Here is an 18,473-nt window from a genome sequence, read left to right on the forward strand (position 1 = left end):
ATCAATTCTCAACCCCATAAACCTAAACACATGAAAAAACTCAATTTACTTTTAGCCGCCTTTTTCGCTTTTACCAGTCTTTCTTTGGCACAATCCCCGATCAAAATCGCCTGTGTGGGAAATAGTATCACCCAAGGTCCAGGAAGAGACAATCCAGACAGCTGGCCGTTACAGATGCAAGCCATTCTTGGTGACGCCTATGAAGTGGGGAACTTCGGAGTAAGTGGAAGAACCCTACTCAAAAAAGGAGATTATCCTTATTGGAATGAGCCACAGTTTCAGCAGGTGAAGGATTTCAAAGCAGACATTCTGATCATCATGCTGGGAACGAATGATTCCAAGCCTCAGAACTGGCAATACGCATCGGAATTCAGACAGGATTACCTGGATATGATCGCCGAGTTTAAGAAAACCATGCCTGCCGATGGCAAAGTCTATGTAATCATGCCGGTACCTGTAACCCGTGAAAACTTCGGGATCACTCCTGTGGTCATGAACAATGAGCAACGCATGATGATCATGGATATCGCTATAGACTCAGGTTCTGAACTGATCGATCTATATACCCCATTTATGGGCCATGAAGATCTCCTGCCTGATGGAGTTCATCCAAATACCGAAGGATTGGGAATTATGGCGAAGGTGGTGGCGCGGGCAATTAGGCTTTAAATTTCGAATTAGAAAATTGGAAAATTCGCTGTCACCGCCCAAGCTCGTGTATCATAAAAACTAGATTTCGAGTGTCCAAGGAAGCCGGAGATAAAGTGAATAAAACCGATGATGAGCCACCCACTAAAAATATTTAATAATAAATAAATTGGTGGCTGGATAATAGAAATTAAAAAATGAATGTAGACATTTTAATCATCGGACTTGTTTTCCTTCTATTGGGAATACTCGGACTGGCAATAGAATCAAATAAGTCGGCCAAAGAAAAACAAGAGCGAGTTTGGAGTTACTCGTTGACACAATTCATATTAGGTATTTGGATACTGATATTTGTAGGAGCTATTCTAACAATTATTGGAATACTTGGTGACTATTGATCAGTTAAAAAAAATAAAGATGTATGGACTCTCCTTATTTCGGGTAGATAAAAGAATTCCCCAGATGAACCCCAAGACCCAGAATAGGTCAAACCTAACAATCTTTAGTGATAGTCAAGATACTTATCAAAGTTCAACCCCTTCGGGGTTACCATTTTCAATTATTATTTCTGATGTCCACGGGTTGCACCCGCGGTTATTGAAAAGTTGGACCACTTCGTGGTCACAGGTCATATTTGTTGACTTCTCCTCTAAAAACGACTGGAGATTGAAAGATCAAATGATTTGCTGAAAATCGATTTAAAAGCATGACCCCTAACGGGGTCAAACCATTAATAGCCATGGGTGCAACCCATGGTTTATTGGATACCAAACCAACCCACGACCCCGAAGGCGGTCGAACTCATTCCTGAATTTCTTAAATACTCTTTGTGATTTCCGGATGTAAGTGAAGTGTCAACTTTATTGAAAAACCCACTAAGCATAGATCGCATCTAAGCTCAATTATCTTAAAGAGTTTGAAATTCCAACTTTCAACCCTCTTTGCGGCTTTGCGCCGTTGCGGGAGTATTTCCACTTCTAGCTTAATCTATCACTCCTCCACAAACCCAATTTGCTTCCATTCTCCTTCGATCGGATCGTTTTTCTGGGGAGCACCTGGGGTACTTCTACCTTCTTTAATGTACTTAGTCAGAAGCGCTTTTAGCGAGGCTACTTTCTCAGGATTCTCAGCTTGTAGATTGTTAGTTTCTCCCGGGTCGGAAGCCAAATTATACAGCTGCACATCCGGAAGTCCCTCCTCAGCAGGAGTATTCGGTTTGGGTGCGCTCCATCCCCCGGATCCTTTGGCCATGATGAGTTTCCAATCTCCTTGACGGATCGCGAAGCTGCCATTAATGGAATGTGAAACAGTCGCCTCACGGAATTGATCCACCTGCTTACCTGCATCAAAAAGTGGCAGCAAACTGTAGCTATCCTCTCCTTCATCGTCCTTCAAATCGTATCCTGTGATTTCAGCACCTGTGGCCATCATATCAGTGAGACAGATCGTTTGTTCCCTGCTCGATCCCGCCTGGATTTTGGCAGGCCACTTCGCAATAAAGGGAACACGATGCCCTCCTTCGTAAATATCCGCTTTATGACCCCGATAGATGTAGCTGGAGAAATGTCCAGCCCCTTGCATCACATCCAGTCCCGCTGCCGGTGAACCTCCATTATCAGAGGTGAAAATAATCAGCGTATTTTCGTCTATGCCTGCATTTTTAATCACTGCATTTACCTGCCCCACATAATCGTCTATCATCATCATAAAGTCAGCATAGGGCGCCAGACCACTTTTACCCTGCCAGTCTGCCGGAGGCAAAATCGGGGTATGGGGAGATGGTAAAGCAAGGTACAAGAAGAAAGGGTTTTCGGTTTTGGACTGCTCCTCTATGTATTGGATGGAGCGATCAAAGAAGTTTGGAGTGACTTCCTCATGGTCAAAATCGGGGGAAGTCGGTCCTTCTCTCCACCAGGAATATTTGCCGGTATTTACTGTGACCGTATCTGGGATGGCTGTTACTTTTCCATTTTCCACATAGACATAAGGAGCCATATCCAGGGAACCAGAATGGCCATAGGCATAATCAAAACCCAGATCGTTTGGCGTATGGGTAATAGGTTTGCTGAAATCAATCTGCTCAAAGTCTTTAGCATCCCAGCCTTCACCCCGTAGCGTATCTCCATCTACTAGCCCCCAGTTCCAGCCCAGGTGCCACTTTCCTATAAAAGCAGTATGGTAACCGGCGGATTTCATCACATCGGCTATAGTCGTGCGTTCGTCCTCGATGAGCGCCGGTGATTTCCCAGTCAGAACCCCGGACTTCAAGGTACTCCGCCAGTTGTATCTACCGGTCAGAAACCCGTATCGGGTAGGCGTACAAACCGCCGATGGGGTATGTGCATCGGTGAATTTCATCCCTTCAGCAGCTAACTGATCAATATTTGGAGTCAAAATTTTACCTTCTGGGTTGAAAGCCCCTATGTCACCATAGCCCAGGTCATCAGCGAGAATCACGATTACATTGGGATATTCTGCTTTTTCCTCCGATTGCTCCGGGGAAGCGCAGGAGAAAAACTGGAGGATCAGGCAAAAGACGGAAAGTTGAAGGAGGGTTTTCATAAATCTGGGAATGCTTACTAATTCACCTGCAATTTAGGGCATTTGCCTAATAAATCTAAATTTATTTCAGCAATTCGTACCGGAACTAAACGGCCTATTCTGCCGAAAAAGTAAAGTTGAACAACTCTTCGTTGGCATGCTCAGCTTTTTGCTTGCTCCCGCCCTAAGAAGGGCAGCGGATAGAAAGCCATCAATCCAACACCCTTCTGGCAAATAAAAAGGCCTTGGACCAGTACCGGTTGCTAAGGTAATCTTCGGAAACCCCCAAAGAACTGGAAGCATGAATAAAGCGCACATCCCCCCTTGAAGTCTCTGTCACTATTCCAGAATGAGTGACCTGCTTCCTTCTCTTTCCCGTGGCAAAAAACAACACATCTCCAGGCTTGATGTCATTGGTTCGGACAGTCTTGCCCACTTTACTTTGATCTGCAGACATTCTAGGCATGGTAATCCCTACAGCATAAAAGGAGTGGTATACCAAAGCAGAGCAATCCATCCCAGCTCTGGTGGTACCTCCAAAGCGATAAGGTGTGCCCGTATAGCTTCGGGCAGTGGAGATTACTTGATTAAATGGCTCGTTGGCTACTTTCTTTTTGGATGCACAGGAAAAACTAAAGCTGGCAAGGATTAACAATAAAAGCGTTTGAAATCTGAATTTTTCTAGCCTCATAGTGGTTTTTGTTCTTTCAAGTATAAGTCGAAGCCATACAGAAATCAACCTTTTCCCAGCAAAAAAGTGTTTGATTCCTTAACTTATAGCGACTAAACGCAGATGATGAGCAAAGAAGAATTCGCCAACCTTCCTTTCCACAAAAAAATAGCAACCCTCTACACTGAAGGCACCTTCGTAGTGGGCATACGCTATTACAAGCATAAGGTGAATTTATATCTGCTGGACAATGAGTACGTAGAAGTTTTCTATAATCACAAACAGGACAAAATCGACAAGATTGATTTTTTGCCACGTAATCATACCCGGATGAAGTTCTATCTGGATCAAATTAAGTTGGCGTGATTCTCGCGCGGATCTACGGGGATTCTTTTGGAGTAAAAACCTCATTTCAACTACAAAACCCAATCTGCGATCATCTGCGGGATTTATCAGCGCAAATCTGCGGGAAATACCCGAAAAATAAAGTAATTCGCATTGTTAAGTCCTACAACTATGAAGAGAAAAATCGCCCTGGTAACTGGTGGCTATACCGGTGAATCTGTCATCTCCCTCAAGAGTGCCGCTGTAGTGGAGCAAACCATTGACCGAGAACTTTACGAGGTTTATAAAATCTTGATTTACCCTGGGGATTGGCATTATCTGACAGACTCAGGAGAAAAAATCCCGGTTGATCTAAACGATTTTAGCATTCAGATCGGAGATGAAAAAATCACCTTTGACGGGATATTCAACATTCTGCATGGCTCCCCCGGAGAGGATGGCAAACTCGCCGGTTATTTTGATATGATAGGCATTCCTTACACCACTTGCGATCAACTCACCTCAGCCATCACCATGAACAAGGGCTACACCAAAGCCATTGTGGATGATATAGAGGAGCTTTACATTGCTAAATCAATTCAGCTTTTTGAAAATTCCCCTAAATCTCTGGATAAAGTAAATACTGAACTGACTCTCCCACTTTTCATCAAGCCTAACAACGGCGGAAGCTCTATAGGAATGTCAAAGGTCAAAAGCTGGAACGAACTACCCGAAGCACTGGAAAAAGCTTTTGTCGAAGACACCCAGGTTTTGGTGGAAGAGTTTGTCTCCGGGCGGGAGTTTTCCATAGGCTGCTTCAAGGGAAATGGAGAAACCACTGTTTTGCCAGCCACCGAAATCGTCAGCAGCAAAGAGTTCTTCGACTATGAAGCGAAATACGTCGCTGGAGTCACCAATGAAATCACGCCTGGCAGAATGAATGAGGAGGAAATAGAACGAGTGAACCGGATAATTCCGAAAATCTACGAAAAGCTAAATTGCAAGGGAGCAGTGCGCATCGATTATTTTCTGCAAAATGAAACCGGGAAATTCTACTTTATAGAAATCAATACCGTACCCGGACAAACTGAAACGAGTTTGATTTCCCAGCAAGTTCGCGCCGTTGGTATGGAGGTCAGAGACTTTTACACCCAGCTGATCGAAGAAATGTTCACCTAAACTGACAGCAAAACCAAAAATAAGAGCCAAGCATATCTCATACGCTTGGCTCTTTTATTTTGTCAGATGGTTCTTGATTCTTGACTCTTGGTTCTTGATTCTTGCTTCTTAATTCTTGGCTCTTAGCTCTCCAACACCATTTCCTTCACACATTCCACCCAGGTATCTTCAGAATTTAAGCTTGGCACCAAGTCCCATTCTTCCCCTCCCGCTTCGAGAAATTTATCCCGGTATTCTCCTGCTACCTCCACGGTAGTTTCCAGGCAATCCGCCACAAATGCAGGGGAGAAAGCCAAAACTTTCTTGACTCCTTTCCCGGCCAATTCATCTATTACATCATCGGTATAAGGCTTCACCCATGGGTCTTTCCCCAGTCTGGACTGGAAACAGTTCACCGCTTTATCTTCAGGAATCCCAAGTTTTTCACAGATCGATCGGGTAGTCTGAAAACACTGTGCCCGGTAGCAATAGTGGTTTTTTGCACCATATTTATTGCAGCAAGCTCCCAGCTGACAATATCCGTCCACAGAACCTTTCAGAATCTGGCGCTCTGGCAAGCCATGATAGGAAAACAGTATTTTGTCGTACTCCTTATCCTTCAGCATAGCCTGCCCCCGCTCAGCCCAAGCTTCCAGGAAAAGCGGATGCTCTATGAAATTACTGATAAAGGAAAAGTCAGGGATAATCTGCCAGCCCCTGGCAATCTCCATCACCTTCTCCTGTACAGAGCCAGTGGATGCAGAGGCGTATTGAGGGAATAGCGGCAATACGATGATTTTACTCACATGTGCTTTGCGCAATTCCTCCAGGCCGGATTCTATAGACGGGCTTTGGTAACGCATGGCTATGGCTACCTTGTACTTTTTAGAATCCAGCTTTTGGATCAATTTATCCCGTAGATCTTCAGTATGAAATAGAAGCGGGGAACCCCGATCTGTCCAGAGTTTGCGGTACTCATGCGCTGATTTCGGAGCTCTAAAGGGTGCTATAATTAAATTGATCAGCAACCAGCGAGAGATATAGGGAATATCGATCACACGTCCGTCCATCAGGAATTCACGAAGGTATTTTCTCACATCGCCTGTAGCGGTGCTATCTGGAGTGCCCAGGTTCACTAGCAAAACGCCAGTTTTTCCGGTATTGGTCATTATACTTTGATTGCGTTATATCCGAACAAGAACCCAAAATTACATCCGATTGTTAGATTTCGCCAATCGAACTTCTCGATGTCCCATTGAAAAACAGCTTAAATCTTGAGATTCCTGGCCCAGCCTATCAACGGCCCGGCGGACATACTCGCGATAATAGCCAGGATCACCAGGCCGATAAACAAAGGCTCGGTCACCAGTCCATTTTCTAACGCAATGAGTCCCAGCACAATATCCATACTCCCTCGGGTACTCATCCCAATACCTGCTACGACAGATTCCTTACGGGAGACTCCGCCTATTCTGCCCCCAAAGTATGCCCCATAATATTTCGTCAATAAACCAACGATAATCACTACACCTACTATCCCAGGATCAAATCCAGTGATAAAATTGACTTTCAACCCTATGGACACAAAGAAAATAGGAGCGAAAATATTATTGATAAACTGATGTAAGATCTCCTTGGCTTTTTCGGTCAAATACTCCGAATCTCCCAAGGCAACACCGATGATAAAGGCTCCGAAAATAGCATGTATCCCAATGAACTCGGTAAAAGAAGCGGCCAAAAAACACAAAGCCAAAGACAAGCTAAGTAAGCCTCCCGGCCAGGCCAGTTTCTTATTGATCCAGGGTAAAACTTTATTAATCAACCCTTTTCCTATGGTGAGCATCACCAGCGTAAACAGCAAGGTCAAACCTATAGTAGGCCATACTCCCAAGCCCTCAGTACCGGATTCTGAAAGCGAAAGAATCACCGAGAAAATGAGCCAACCCAGCACATCCACGATCATAGCCGCAGCTATAATAAGCAAGCCTGAGGAGGTTTTGAAGAGATTGAGATCCATTAAAATCCGCGCCACAATGGCCAGCCCGGTAATGGAAATCGCCAACCCAAAGAAAGTAGAGGCCACTATACGATCATTGATATTCACGCCCAAAAACTCCGGAAAGGCATAGGCCACCACAAATCCGGCAATAATCGGCAGCACCATGGAGGCCACAGCGATATAGAGGGCCTTTTTGCCCTGACTCCAAACAATATGCAGCTCCACCTCCAGACCGGCTATGAACAGCAGCAGGACGACGGAGATCTGCACAAAGCCATCAAAGGCTATATTGGTCATCTCATGCGCACCAAAGAGGTATTCGTGCGCGCCTGGAAAGAAATTCCCAAGTATAGTAGGACCAAGTATAATCCCGGCAAATATTTCACCCACCACGGCAGGTTGCTTGAATTTTCTGGCTACTTCGGCAAAGACTCTTGCCAAAATCAGAATAGATGCGAGCTGGAGGAGCAAATTAATGACCTCCTTGTGGTTTAAAGTTTCCATGGAGGCTTAATTTTTAACGATTAATAAATTACAAGGCAAGGTGCTCAACAAGTCTTCTAGATCGTGGGGAAAAATGCGGTCAAAGAAATTCAGCTTATGATCATCTCCCACCACGAGCAAATCTGCATCTATTTTTTCACAGAATCTGGCAAGTTCCACAGCCCATCTACCTCCTGTCACTTTGATATTTGGGCGTACATTTCCCAACTCTATTTTCTCTAAAATATCCTCCACGTACTTCATTTCATGTTGCACCAGTTCACGACGGGTCTGCGAAGCCTCTTCTTCAGAGTCCTCGCTGGCAGTTCCCATCTGCAAGCCATACATCTTGATTTCATTCAGAATATGGACTTGCTCTGCATTTATTATTTTGGAAAAATCTATCCCCATGGCTATCACATGCGGAGTAATCTCCAGCTGTGTGCCATTGATTACGATCTTTTCAAAGACGGTAGAATCCAGTTTAGGTTCAATCAAAGTCAGGACAGAACAAGGTGCCTTACGGATGATTTTGCGCCCCACAGAACCCATATAATAGGTCAGGAGTCCTTCCCGCTTCAAAGCCCCAGCAATGAGCAGGTCTACGTTTTCCTCTTTGCAGGCCTGCATGATCATTTTCACCGGCTTCCCCTCTTTCCAGATCAATTTCGTTTTAAAACTATCCAATTCAGTTTTCCGGATAATTTCATCCAGCTTGGCTTCCAGCTCATCGGTTTTTTTGCCGATATGAATAAGGATAAGCTCCGAATCGAAAAGCTGAACCAGTCTTTTGGTTTCGGAAATCAACGCTTCCATCCTAGGAGAGAATGCGATGGCTAAGGCTATTTTTTGGTACATCTTCAAAAATCTAAGTCCCTTAAATAAGCGAATTTTCACCAGCTGTCCAACATCAAATTTGCCTGCCCATTTATCACACTCTCTGCCCACTTAAGGGATAAAATCCCTATGGGAATATAGGATAGCCGATTATATCCATATTTTTTGATGAAATTAGTAAGTCTTGCTCCTTCCAATGAGCGAGAAAATCAGAACATAACCCCAACGATTTATGAAAAAAACATTACTCAGCTGGATGCTGATCGGAGCAATGGGAGTGAGCAGTGCAGCTTATGCGCAGTCGGACTACCCCACTCTGAGCGAACTCAATCAGCGGCTGCAAAGCGTGGCTAGCAATAGCGCTGCTTCCCTTACATCACTGACCAAAACAGCCGGCGGAAAAGACATCTGGGCTCTGAAAATAGGTACTGGTGAGCTCGACCAAAAACCGGCGATCGCCGTAGTAGGCGGAGTGGAAGGTTATCATCTGCTAAGTGTAGAACTGGCTGTTCAATTCGCCGAAAAACTACTTGCATCGCATGCAGATGCACTGGAAACTACCACTTTTTACATTTTTCCAAATATGTCACCCGATGCCTATGAGCAGTATAGTGCCGGGCTGAAATATGAGAGAAGAGGGAATGCGACCCAAGTAGATCATGACCGTGATGGCTACATCAGTGAAAATGGCTACACAGACCTAAACGCTGATGGATTCATCTCTATGATGCGAGTGACGGACCCCATGGGCGAGTACATCCTTTCTGATGAAGACGATCGCGTATTGGTAAAAGCTGACCGGGCAAAAGGCGAGGCCGGAATGTACAGCCTCTACCCTGAGTCCAAAGACGATGACCAAGACGGGAAATTTGCGGAAGACCTAGAAGAAGGAATCGCTTTCAACAAATCATTAACTTATAAATTCCCGGTTTTCGAACCATTGGCGGGAGACATGCCCGTGACCCAGCTAGAATCCAGAGCCCTTCTGGACTACCTTTTCGAGCAGTGGAATATTTTCGCATTCGTGACTTTCTCTCCGGCAAACAACCTCTCGGCTCCTTTGAAGTATAACGCTGGCAATGCCAACAAAAGAGTAGTCACCTCTATTTTGGAGAAAGATCAGGCTATCAATGCCATGGTGTCTGATCTGTACAAAGAGACCGTGACCCAGGAAGCTTTCCAGCAGGACAATCAGGGCACAGATGGAGACTTTTTCCAGTGGGCATACTTTCATTTTGCCAGACTGAGTTTCAGCACGCCCGGCTATTGGACCCCGGAGTTCAGCAAGGACAAAACCAACGCTGAGGCCAACTTCCTAGCCTGGGCAGATTCCCTGGGCAGGACAGATGTTTTTGTCCCTTGGACAGAAATCCAGCATCCAGATTTCCCCGGCAAAAAAGTAGAAGTGGGCGGCATCAAGCCCTTTGTGAGGAGTAATCCTCCGTATGAGAAAGTAGAGGAAATCGCTGCACAGCACACAGACTTTATTTTAAAACTAGCCGCCATGCAGCCAAAGCTGGAAATCCACAACCTTAAAACGGAGCCACTCGGCAATGGACTCACCCGGGTCAGTTTGGATTTATTCAACAATTCGGCACTTCCTACACATTCTGAAATGGGCGAAAGGTCCAGATGGCTGCGCAAAATCAGAATTGATATGGGAGCAGATGCAGATCAAATCATCTCTGGAAATAAAATAGAACTCATGGATTCCCTGGGCGCCTACGAAAAAGCCAGCTTTAGCTGGATCATCAATGGCTCAGGAAATATAACAGTCAAAGCCGGGGCAACCCATACCGGCTTCACTTCCACTACTGTAAAACTTTAACCCATGAAATCGAACCTGACAAAGAACTACGTACCAATTGGAGACTTAAAATATGCGAGATTCCATGTGGCAGAAAAGAATCAATGGTAAACACATGAAAAAGATGAAGACAATAAAACTAATCCTCGCCTTGGCTGTCAGTGCATTCAGCCTAGGAAGTTATAAAGCAGCGGCACAGGAAAAGTTTTTCCGCGCCGTCGGTACCCCACACGACCCGAAAGTAGAAATCGCATTCAACCGGTACTACACCTACGAGGGCCTAGTGGATAATATGAAAAAAATCGCCGAAGCCCATCCGGATATTGCCAAAATAGAATCCATCGGTAAGTCATACGAAGGGCGTGACATCATGACACTGACCATCACGGATTTTTCCACCGGAAAAGATACCGACAAGCCCGGCATGTGGATCGATGGAAATATTCACTCCAATGAAATCCAAGGCGGGGAATTCTCCCTTTACAGCGCATGGTATCTCACCGAAATGCATGCAGACAATGAGTTCATCCAGGAATTACTGAAGGACAAGGTCTTTTATATCACTCCCACCATCAATCCTGACGCCAGAAACGACTATTTCCTTCAGCCCAATACGGCACACTCCCCGAGATCAGGCATGATGATGCTAGACAATGACGGCGATGGCCAAGCAGGCGAAGATGGCATGGATGACCTGGACGGGGATGGCAGCATCACCATGATGATCCGCAAATCACCTACAGGCCGCTACATCAAAGACCCTCAGGACCCACGCAAACTAATCATGGTAGGTGCAGATAAAGTAGGTGAATACGAAATGCTCGGCCAAGAAGGCACAGATGGTGACGGTGACGGCAGAGTAAATGATGATGGCGTAGGCTACTATGACCCCAACCGGGATTGGGGATGGAACTGGCAGCCAGATTACATACAGCGAGGTGCGCTGAAGTATCCTTTTACCCTTCCAGAAAACCGCTCAGTCATGGAGTTTGTGATGAAACACCCGAATATCGCCGGGGCTCAAAGTTTCCACAATTCTGGCGGAATGATACTTCGAGGACCTGGAGCTGAAGAGGATGTGAGTACTTACAACCGAAACGATATCCGAATCTACGATGCCCTAGGACTCAAAGGCCAGGAAATGATCCCGGGTTACCGGTACCTGACCGTTTACAAGGACCTGTATTCTGTATTTGGAGGGGAGCTGGACTGGTTTTATGGAGTGAGGGGAATATTCACTTTCTCCAACGAACTGATGGTGCCTTATCTCTATTTTCACAAGCAGTCTGGTGGACAAGACGAATTGTTCGAAGTGGACGAATTCCTGACTATGGGAGATGCTTTTGTGGACTGGCATGAGTTTGAACACCCACAGTTTGGCACCGTAGAGATCGGTGGTTTCAAGAAGAACTTCGGAAGAGCCCACCCTGGATTTTTGCTGGAGCAGGATGCACACCGAAACGCAGCCTTCACGATCTATCACGCTTATCACACACCAAAACTATCCGTCATGGATGTGAAAGAAGAAAACCTTGGCGGTGGTCTAAAAGCCATCACGGCGACTATTTTCAATGAGCGCCTGATACCCACTCACGCCAGTCAGGATCTAAAGCATAAAATCGAGCGCCCAGACTATGTCTCTATTTCCGGAGCTAAAGTCGTGGCAGGTTTTGTGGTGGAGGACGAGGACTTCGGGAAATTTGCGGAGCAAAAACATACCCCTGAAAAAATCGCCCTGGACAATATCCCCGGTATGACCGGAGTAAAAGTGAAGTGGATCGTATCCTCAGGTTCCAATTATACCATTAGCGTGGATTCTGCCAAAGGCGGAAAAGCCAGTTGGCAGAAATAAACCCCATCCAATTAATACCAAAAGCCCTGAGGAAACTCGGGGCTTTTTTAGGTCTAAACCAAAAACAAACGAAATAAACAAAACTTATATCGTTTATTTCGTTTAATTTTATACAGAATAATTTAATTACGATGGAAGATTTGATAAGACCTACCAAAGAAGACCAGAAAGCAGCCATGAAGTCATATGACACGCTCGCATCAATGTTAAAAAACATTCACTCTGATTACCCTGAAATTGAAATTGAAGAAACCCAAGAGAGAATAAAAATCCCGCTGAATGCTTTAAAACTTCTTGCCGAGATTTTAAAGGAAACCAGTCAGGGAAAACCTGTCTCCATAGTCCCAACGGCCACCGAAATAACCACCCAAGCTGCCGCTGAACTCTTAGGCTGCTCTCGCCCACATTTAGTAAAACTATTAGAGCAAGGAGAAATAAATTTCATCAAAATCGGCAAACACCGAAGAATCAAATACGAAGATGTGATTGAGTATAAAAAGAAATTAAAAGCTGAGCAGCGAAGATTACTGATCGAGATCATTCAGTCTGACGAAGAATCTGGACTATATGATTCATAGCGTCAGATTCATATGCGTCTTAGATACCAATGTCATTTACCCCATAGACATTCGTGATCTGCTTTTTTGGTTTGCTTTTTATGATCTATTCACCCCAAAATGGAGTAAACATATTTTCGATGAATGGTTGGAGGTGATGATTCGAAAAGGAGTCAAGCGCACAGAAGCCTTTAAAAGAGTGTCCAAAGCTCACCAGGCATTTCCCGATGCCTTGGTAGAAAACTATGAACCAATCATCAGCTCTATAAATCTTCCCGATGAAAAAGACAAGCATGTTCTTGCTGCTGCTATCAAAGCCAATGCAAACATTATAGTAACCAATAACCTAAAAGATTTCCCACCTGAGTATTTAGCAACATTTGGCTTAAGTGTGAAAAATGCCGATGACTTTATAACTGACACTATTGACTTAAATCAAGACCTCGCTCTAAAAGCCTTCAGAACACTAGTCATGAATAGACAAAACCCCGATTTAAACGAATTTGAAGTCCTCGACAGATTACGCAATTGCGGATTACATGACTCTGCTAACTACTTGCACTCACTTTTATAACTAGTCGAAATACTCATCACAAATCACCTTCTCGGCTATTTACCCATCGCATCCAGCTTCCGGTTAATCTCCGAAATCCCAATCCCCACCTGCTGCAGCGTCAACGGCTCCTGCGGAAACTCATCACTCATATAATATTCAAACTTCCAGATCTCCCGGATTTCTTCAGCCGGAACTTTGTAAGGTGTGTAAATTGGATTTAGCGAGCGTAGCAAAAAGCTTCTCTCCTCAGCCTGAAAACTCAGCATCTTAAAACTGATACCCTCGCTTGCCGTCACCACCACGCAAGGAGTTTCTTTGGCCAATCTCCACTCAGACAAGTACGAGCCGATCACATAAGCTCCATCCGCAATCGGCAACATGCTATCGCCCTCAGTTTGGAACATGCGGTATTTTTTGTCCTTGGACAGATTTGGCAGATTGAAGACAGGCAGGGTACTCAAATACTCCGGATCTCCAAAACCTCCCAAGTAACCCGCTTTCGCCTTGATCGGCACAAGTTCTATGTTGTCCTCATTGCTTGAGCTGACGGTGGTGGCGAGAATCCGAACTTTCGAACCGCTCAGAAACACATCATTTCCAGCTTCCAGATCACGGATTTTCAGCTCACTCAGTTTGGATAGATCCACCCGTAGCAGCGTATCCACACTCATCCGGAAATAATCCGCACACAGCAGCAAATCCTCGATAGCCGGAGACTTGCTATGCCCGTTTTCATGCGCATTCAGTTTGGCGCGAGTCATGCCAAGATTATCGGCCAGCATGTCCTGACTCAATTTGCGTCGCTTTCTGAGAAATTTCAGATTACTGCTCCAAAAAAAACTTTGACTTCCCATATTATTTTGATACAATTAATGACAATAAATTGATACTAATACTATCAAATATAGCAAGTAATCTGAGAAATGGAAAGGCATATCGTGCATTTGGATCTGGACACGTTTTTTGTGTCTGTGGAGCGGTTGAAAAACGAAGCGCTAAAAGGGAAACCGGTCATCATCGGCGGCAGTTCCGACCGTGGAGTCGTAGCTTCCTGCAGTTACGAGGCCCGGAAATTTGGCGTGCATTCCGCCATGCCTATGAAGCTGGCGCGGCGACTTTGCCCTTCGGCCTTTTACGTCAAAGGGGATTTTGACAGTTATAGCAAAAGTTCGCGCTTGGTCACCGAAGTGATCCAGGAGCAGGTTCCGCTGATGGAGAAAGCTTCCATCGATGAGTTTTACATCGACATGACAGGAATGGATCGCTTTTTTGGCTGCGAAAAATTCACCAAAGAACTACGTGAAAAAATCGTCAAGGAATCAGGTTTACCCATTTCCTGCGCTTTGGCAGTGAACAAGCTGGTATCCAAAGTCGCCACCCATGATGCCAAACCCAATGGGCAGACCACGATTCCTTTTGGCACAGAAAAACCTTACCTCGCACCACTTCCCATCCGGAGAATGCCTGGAATAGGCGAAAAAACCTCCACATTATTGGAGCGGATGGGCGTAGAAAACATCCGATTACTCAGCGAAATCCCACCCCGAATGATGCAAAATCTCCTGGGAAAATGGGGAATCGATCTTTCACGCAAAGCCAACGGAATTGACGAGTCGCCAGTCATCCCTTACACCGAGCAGAAAAGTATCGGCACAGAAAACACCTTCGAAACGGACACCATCGACATGGCTTTTCTGAACAGCCAACTCGTTCGGATGACGGAGAAGGTCGGTTTTGAACTGCGCCAAAAGCAGAAGCTTTGTGGCTGCATCACGGTGAAGCTCCGCTATTCCAATTTTGACACCGTCAGCAGGCAGTGTATGATCTCTTATACCAGTTCGGATGAGGTGCTCTTGCAGCGGGCCAAGGAACTCTTTGCGAAGCTCTATGACCGGAGAATGCTCGTGCGTCTGGTCGGCGTGAAGGTCAGTCACCTTGTGCAAGGTTGCCAGCAAATCGACCTTTTCCAGGACACCGAAGAGGGCGTAAACCTGTACCAAGCCATCGACTGGATCAAAAACCGCTACGGCGAAAAAAGCCTGACCCGAGCCATCACCCTAACCCGCGCCTAAGATGTTCATCAATTGTAAAACCTGGTTTAGCTACCGCTACGGCACCTTCAGCACCGAGAAGCTCGTGGATACTGCCGCCGAGCACGGCCTATCTTCCCTTGGCCTTACCAATATCAACAGCACGGCGGATCTCTGGGATTTCGTGGATTTTTGTAGGACAAAAAGCATCAAACCTATCGTCGGAACTGAGATCCGAAATGAGGACAAGTTTTGCTATTTGCTTTTGGCAAAAAACGATACTGGCTTACTCGAAACCAATCGCTTTCTCTCTCAGCATTTGCAAGCTGAGCAGGCTTTCCCTGAGCGTCCGGATTGCTTTTCGGAGGTGTTGATTATTTATCCTTTGGGGAGTTTTGCTGCGCAAAACCTAAAAAAACATGAATTTATCGGTGTCTTGGCGAGCGAACTAAACCGCATCAAAAAGCAGGAAGTGGAAGCCTTTCCCAAGAAATACATCATTCGGCATCCGGTGACTTTTCAGGACAAAACGGCTTTCAACATTCACCGTCTGCTGCGCGCCATCGGCAAGAATACCCTGATCAGTAAGTTGGGAGAAAAGGACTTTGCCTCACCGGAAGAAATGTTCGTCTCAGAAGCAGTACTAATGAGTACTTTTCGGAATTTCCCCGGCATGATCAGCAACACGCTGCAGCTCATCGATTCCTGTGAAATAAAGACGGAACTCCATACCGACAAAAATAAAAAGCACTACAGCGCCAGTGGGGAAGACGACAGGATTTTGCTGGAAAAGCTGGCTATGGAAGGCTTCCAGTACCGCTATGGTACTAATCCCGTCGCCAAAGCACGGGTGATCAAAGAGCTGAAAATCATCAATGACCTGAATTTCAACGCCTATTTCCTGATCGTCTGGGACGTGATTCGCTACGCTCAAAACCGTGGTTTTTACTACGTGGGCCGAGGCAGTGGTGCCAATTCCATTGTGGCTTACTGTCTCAAGATCACCGACGTGGATCCCATCAAACTCGACTTGTATTTCGAGCGATTTCTCAATCCACACCGAACTTCCCCTCCGGATTTTGACATCGATTTCTCCTGGAAAGATCGGGATGAAGTCATCGATTACATTTTCAAGCGTTACGGCAAGGATCATGTTTCTCTGTTGGGAATGTACAGCACCTTTCAGCGAAGAGCCGTAATCCGTGAACTCGGGAAGGTTTTTGGCCTGCCAAAAGAAGAAATCGACCAGCTCGTCCGAGGTAAGGATCAGCCGATGAATGAGGACAAAATCCAGCGTACCATTCTGAAATACGGCCAACTGCTGGAGAATTTCCCCAATCATCTTTCCATTCACCCGGGTGGAATGCTGATTTCCGAGAAGCCCATCTATCAATACACCGTGAATGAACTTCCTCCAAAGGGCTTTTGCACAGCGCAGATCGATATGTTTTTGGCAGAGAAAATCGGCTTATTCAAACTCGACATTCTCAGTCAGCGCGGATTGGGACATATCAAGGAGGCGATCCGACTCGTGAAGCAAAACCGGGGAATCGACATCGATATTCATCGGGTCGAGCAGTTTATGAGCGACCCGAAAGTCGCCGAGCAAATCCGAAAAGCAGATACCATCGGTTGCTTTTACATCGAAAGTCCGGCCATGCGTCAGCTCCTCACCAAACTGAAATGTGACGATTACCTCACGCTGGTAGCCGCGAGCTCCATCATACGACCGGGGGTGTCTCAGTCCGGCATGATGAAGCAGTACATCGAGCGCTTTCATGACCCCAACAAAATCATCTACCTCCACCCCAAAATGAAGGAATTGCTGGAAGAGACCTTCGGGGTGATGGTGTATCAGGAAGATGTGATCAAAGTCGCCCATCACTTTGCGGGCTTGGATATGGGCGAGGCGGATATTCTGCGCCGAGCCATGTCCGGCAAGTACAGATCACACAATCGCTTCAATGAGATCCGGGAAAAATACTTTGCAAACTGTAAAGAACTTGGCCACGATGATACTGCCTCGGCGGAAATTTGGCGGCAAATGGAATCTTTCGGCGGCTATTCCTTTTCAAAGGCACACTCGGCTTCTTTCGCCGTGGAAAGCTATCAGAGTCTGTACCTGAAGACCTATTTCCCCATGGAATTCATGGTGGCGGTGATCAATAATTTCGGGGGATTCTACGCCACCGAGTTTTATTTTCACGAACTCAAGCGCACCGGAGCAAAAGTTAATCCCCCTTGCGTCAATCGCAGTGAGTACCTCACCAATATCCGAGGAGAAGAGGTGTTTGTCGGCCTGATCCATGTACAGCAGCTAGAGAAAAAGCTTTGTGATCTGATCCTGCAGGAAAGGCTGGTCAATGGAGATTACCTGAGTTTGGAAGATTTTATCGAACGCACGCATGCCGGGCCTGAGCAACTGAATATTCTGATCAGCGTGGGAGCTTTTGGATTTACAGGTTTGGGCAAAAAGAAACTCCTTTGGAAAGCCAATTTTGCCCAAAAGCATATGACAGCCATTCCTGATTCTCCGGCGCTTTTCAAGGAACCTCCCATGGATTTCACCCTTCCCGATTTCCCGGATTATCCGCTGGAAGATGCACTGGACGAGATCAATGTGCTAGGTTTTGCGCTTACTGATATGTTTCGGCTTTGTGCACATGACGGCAAGGGAACCGTGCTGGCAGCCCAGCTCCCTGAGTTGCTGGGAAAAAATGTAGAAGTCCTCGGACAGCTCGTAGTCACCAAAGATGTGCGAACCATCCATCGGGAACACATGGCTTTCGGGACTTTTCTGGATCCCAAAGGCGACTGGCTGGACACGGTGCACTTCCCTCCTTCCCTCAAGCGTTTTCCTTTTCAGGGAAAAGGGTTTTATAAAATGCGTGGCAAGGTAGTCGAAGACTTTGGCACCTTTGCCGTGGACGTACAGGCCATGTGGAAAGTGGGGCTGAAGGGAAAGAAGGAAGAGCTAAACCGGAAAACCGTCCCCGCCAAAGTTCCTTAGA

At 45.9% G+C, this 18,473-nt stretch carries 15 protein-coding genes; 9 read left to right on the forward strand and 6 right to left on the reverse strand.

Annotated features, from left to right (window positions below):
- Positions 1 to 30: 30 nt before the first annotated feature.
- On the forward strand, positions 31 to 669 hold the full coding sequence (locus PBT90_RS16150; protein ID WP_264807549.1) for a GDSL-type esterase/lipase family protein: 639 nt from the start codon (positions 31 to 33) through the stop codon (positions 667 to 669).
- A gap of 969 nt (positions 670 to 1,638) precedes the next feature.
- Here the strand turns inward: PBT90_RS16150 and PBT90_RS16155 are convergent.
- Together PBT90_RS16155 and PBT90_RS16160 are read right to left on the reverse strand one after the other, a co-directional pair.
- Positions 1,639 to 3,210, reverse strand: coding sequence for a sulfatase family protein (locus PBT90_RS16155; protein WP_264807551.1), 1,572 nt, complete (start codon positions 3,208 to 3,210; stop codon positions 1,639 to 1,641).
- Between the two features lie 190 nt (positions 3,211 to 3,400).
- Positions 3,401 to 3,880 carry a C40 family peptidase gene (locus PBT90_RS16160; RefSeq protein ID WP_264807552.1) on the reverse strand — a complete coding sequence of 160 codons (480 nt, stop codon included), beginning with the start codon at positions 3,878 to 3,880 and terminating at the stop codon, positions 3,401 to 3,403.
- A gap of 105 nt (positions 3,881 to 3,985) precedes the next feature.
- On the opposite strand from PBT90_RS16160, the gene PBT90_RS16165 reads away from it, so the two are divergent.
- Positions 3,986 to 4,225: a hypothetical protein gene (locus PBT90_RS16165; protein WP_264811472.1), complete on the forward strand. Its 240-nt coding sequence runs from the start codon at positions 3,986 to 3,988 to the stop codon at positions 4,223 to 4,225.
- Between the two features lie 150 nt (positions 4,226 to 4,375).
- Positions 4,376 to 5,362, forward strand: a complete 987-nt coding sequence (locus PBT90_RS16170) for a D-alanine--D-alanine ligase (RefSeq protein WP_264807553.1) — start codon at positions 4,376 to 4,378, stop codon at positions 5,360 to 5,362.
- A 122-nt stretch (positions 5,363 to 5,484) separates the two neighbouring features.
- Here PBT90_RS16170 and hemH read toward each other — a convergent pair whose 3' ends face one another.
- The 3 genes from hemH to PBT90_RS16185 form a co-directional block, all read right to left on the reverse strand.
- Positions 5,485 to 6,510: a ferrochelatase gene (gene hemH, locus PBT90_RS16175; protein ID WP_264807554.1), complete on the reverse strand. Its 1,026-nt coding sequence runs from the start codon at positions 6,508 to 6,510 to the stop codon at positions 5,485 to 5,487.
- 98 nt (positions 6,511 to 6,608) lie between these two features.
- Positions 6,609 to 7,844 carry a cation:proton antiporter gene (locus tag PBT90_RS16180; protein WP_264807555.1) on the reverse strand — a complete coding sequence of 412 codons (1,236 nt, stop codon included), beginning with the start codon at positions 7,842 to 7,844 and terminating at the stop codon, positions 6,609 to 6,611.
- A 6-nt stretch (positions 7,845 to 7,850) separates the two neighbouring features.
- Positions 7,851 to 8,681: a universal stress protein gene (locus PBT90_RS16185; protein WP_264807556.1), complete on the reverse strand. Its 831-nt coding sequence runs from the start codon at positions 8,679 to 8,681 to the stop codon at positions 7,851 to 7,853.
- A gap of 211 nt (positions 8,682 to 8,892) precedes the next feature.
- Here PBT90_RS16185 and PBT90_RS16190 point away from each other — a divergent pair, with 211 nt between their 5' ends.
- The 4 genes from PBT90_RS16190 to PBT90_RS16205 all read left to right on the forward strand — a co-directional run bounded on the left by PBT90_RS16190 (position 8,893) and on the right by PBT90_RS16205 (position 13,450).
- Positions 8,893 to 10,488: a M14 family metallopeptidase gene (locus PBT90_RS16190; protein ID WP_264807557.1), complete on the forward strand. Its 1,596-nt coding sequence runs from the start codon at positions 8,893 to 8,895 to the stop codon at positions 10,486 to 10,488.
- Between the two features lie 103 nt (positions 10,489 to 10,591).
- Positions 10,592 to 12,319: a M14 family metallopeptidase gene (locus PBT90_RS16195; RefSeq protein WP_264807558.1), complete on the forward strand. Its 1,728-nt coding sequence runs from the start codon at positions 10,592 to 10,594 to the stop codon at positions 12,317 to 12,319.
- A gap of 131 nt (positions 12,320 to 12,450) precedes the next feature.
- Positions 12,451 to 12,897 carry a helix-turn-helix domain-containing protein gene (locus PBT90_RS16200; RefSeq protein ID WP_264807559.1) on the forward strand — a complete coding sequence of 149 codons (447 nt, stop codon included), beginning with the start codon at positions 12,451 to 12,453 and terminating at the stop codon, positions 12,895 to 12,897.
- On the forward strand, positions 12,887 to 13,450 hold the full coding sequence (locus PBT90_RS16205) for a PIN domain-containing protein (protein ID WP_264807560.1): 564 nt from the start codon (positions 12,887 to 12,889) through the stop codon (positions 13,448 to 13,450). The genes PBT90_RS16200 and PBT90_RS16205 overlap by 11 nt, the downstream gene beginning before the upstream one ends.
- A 35-nt stretch (positions 13,451 to 13,485) precedes the next feature.
- Here the strand turns inward: PBT90_RS16205 and PBT90_RS16210 are convergent, their stop codons facing one another.
- The gene (locus PBT90_RS16210) at positions 13,486 to 14,286 is read right to left on the reverse strand and encodes an XRE family transcriptional regulator (RefSeq protein ID WP_264807561.1); all 801 of its coding nucleotides are present in this window, start codon (positions 14,284 to 14,286) and stop codon (positions 13,486 to 13,488) included.
- A gap of 69 nt (positions 14,287 to 14,355) precedes the next feature.
- On the opposite strand from PBT90_RS16210, the gene dinB reads away from it, so the two are divergent.
- Both dinB and PBT90_RS16220 read left to right on the forward strand, forming a co-directional pair.
- Positions 14,356 to 15,504, forward strand: a complete 1,149-nt coding sequence (gene dinB, locus PBT90_RS16215; RefSeq protein WP_264807562.1) for a DNA polymerase IV — start codon at positions 14,356 to 14,358, stop codon at positions 15,502 to 15,504.
- Position 15,505: 1 nt separating this feature from the next.
- On the forward strand, positions 15,506 to 18,472 hold the full coding sequence (locus PBT90_RS16220; protein WP_264807564.1) for a DNA polymerase III subunit alpha: 2,967 nt from the start codon (positions 15,506 to 15,508) through the stop codon (positions 18,470 to 18,472).
- The last annotated feature ends 1 nt before the right edge of the window (position 18,473 follow it).

Origin of the sequence: Algoriphagus sp. TR-M9, from assembly GCF_027594545.1 — a bacterium.
GTDB classification, from domain to species: Bacteria; Bacteroidota; Bacteroidia; order Cytophagales; family Cyclobacteriaceae; genus Algoriphagus; species Algoriphagus halophytocola.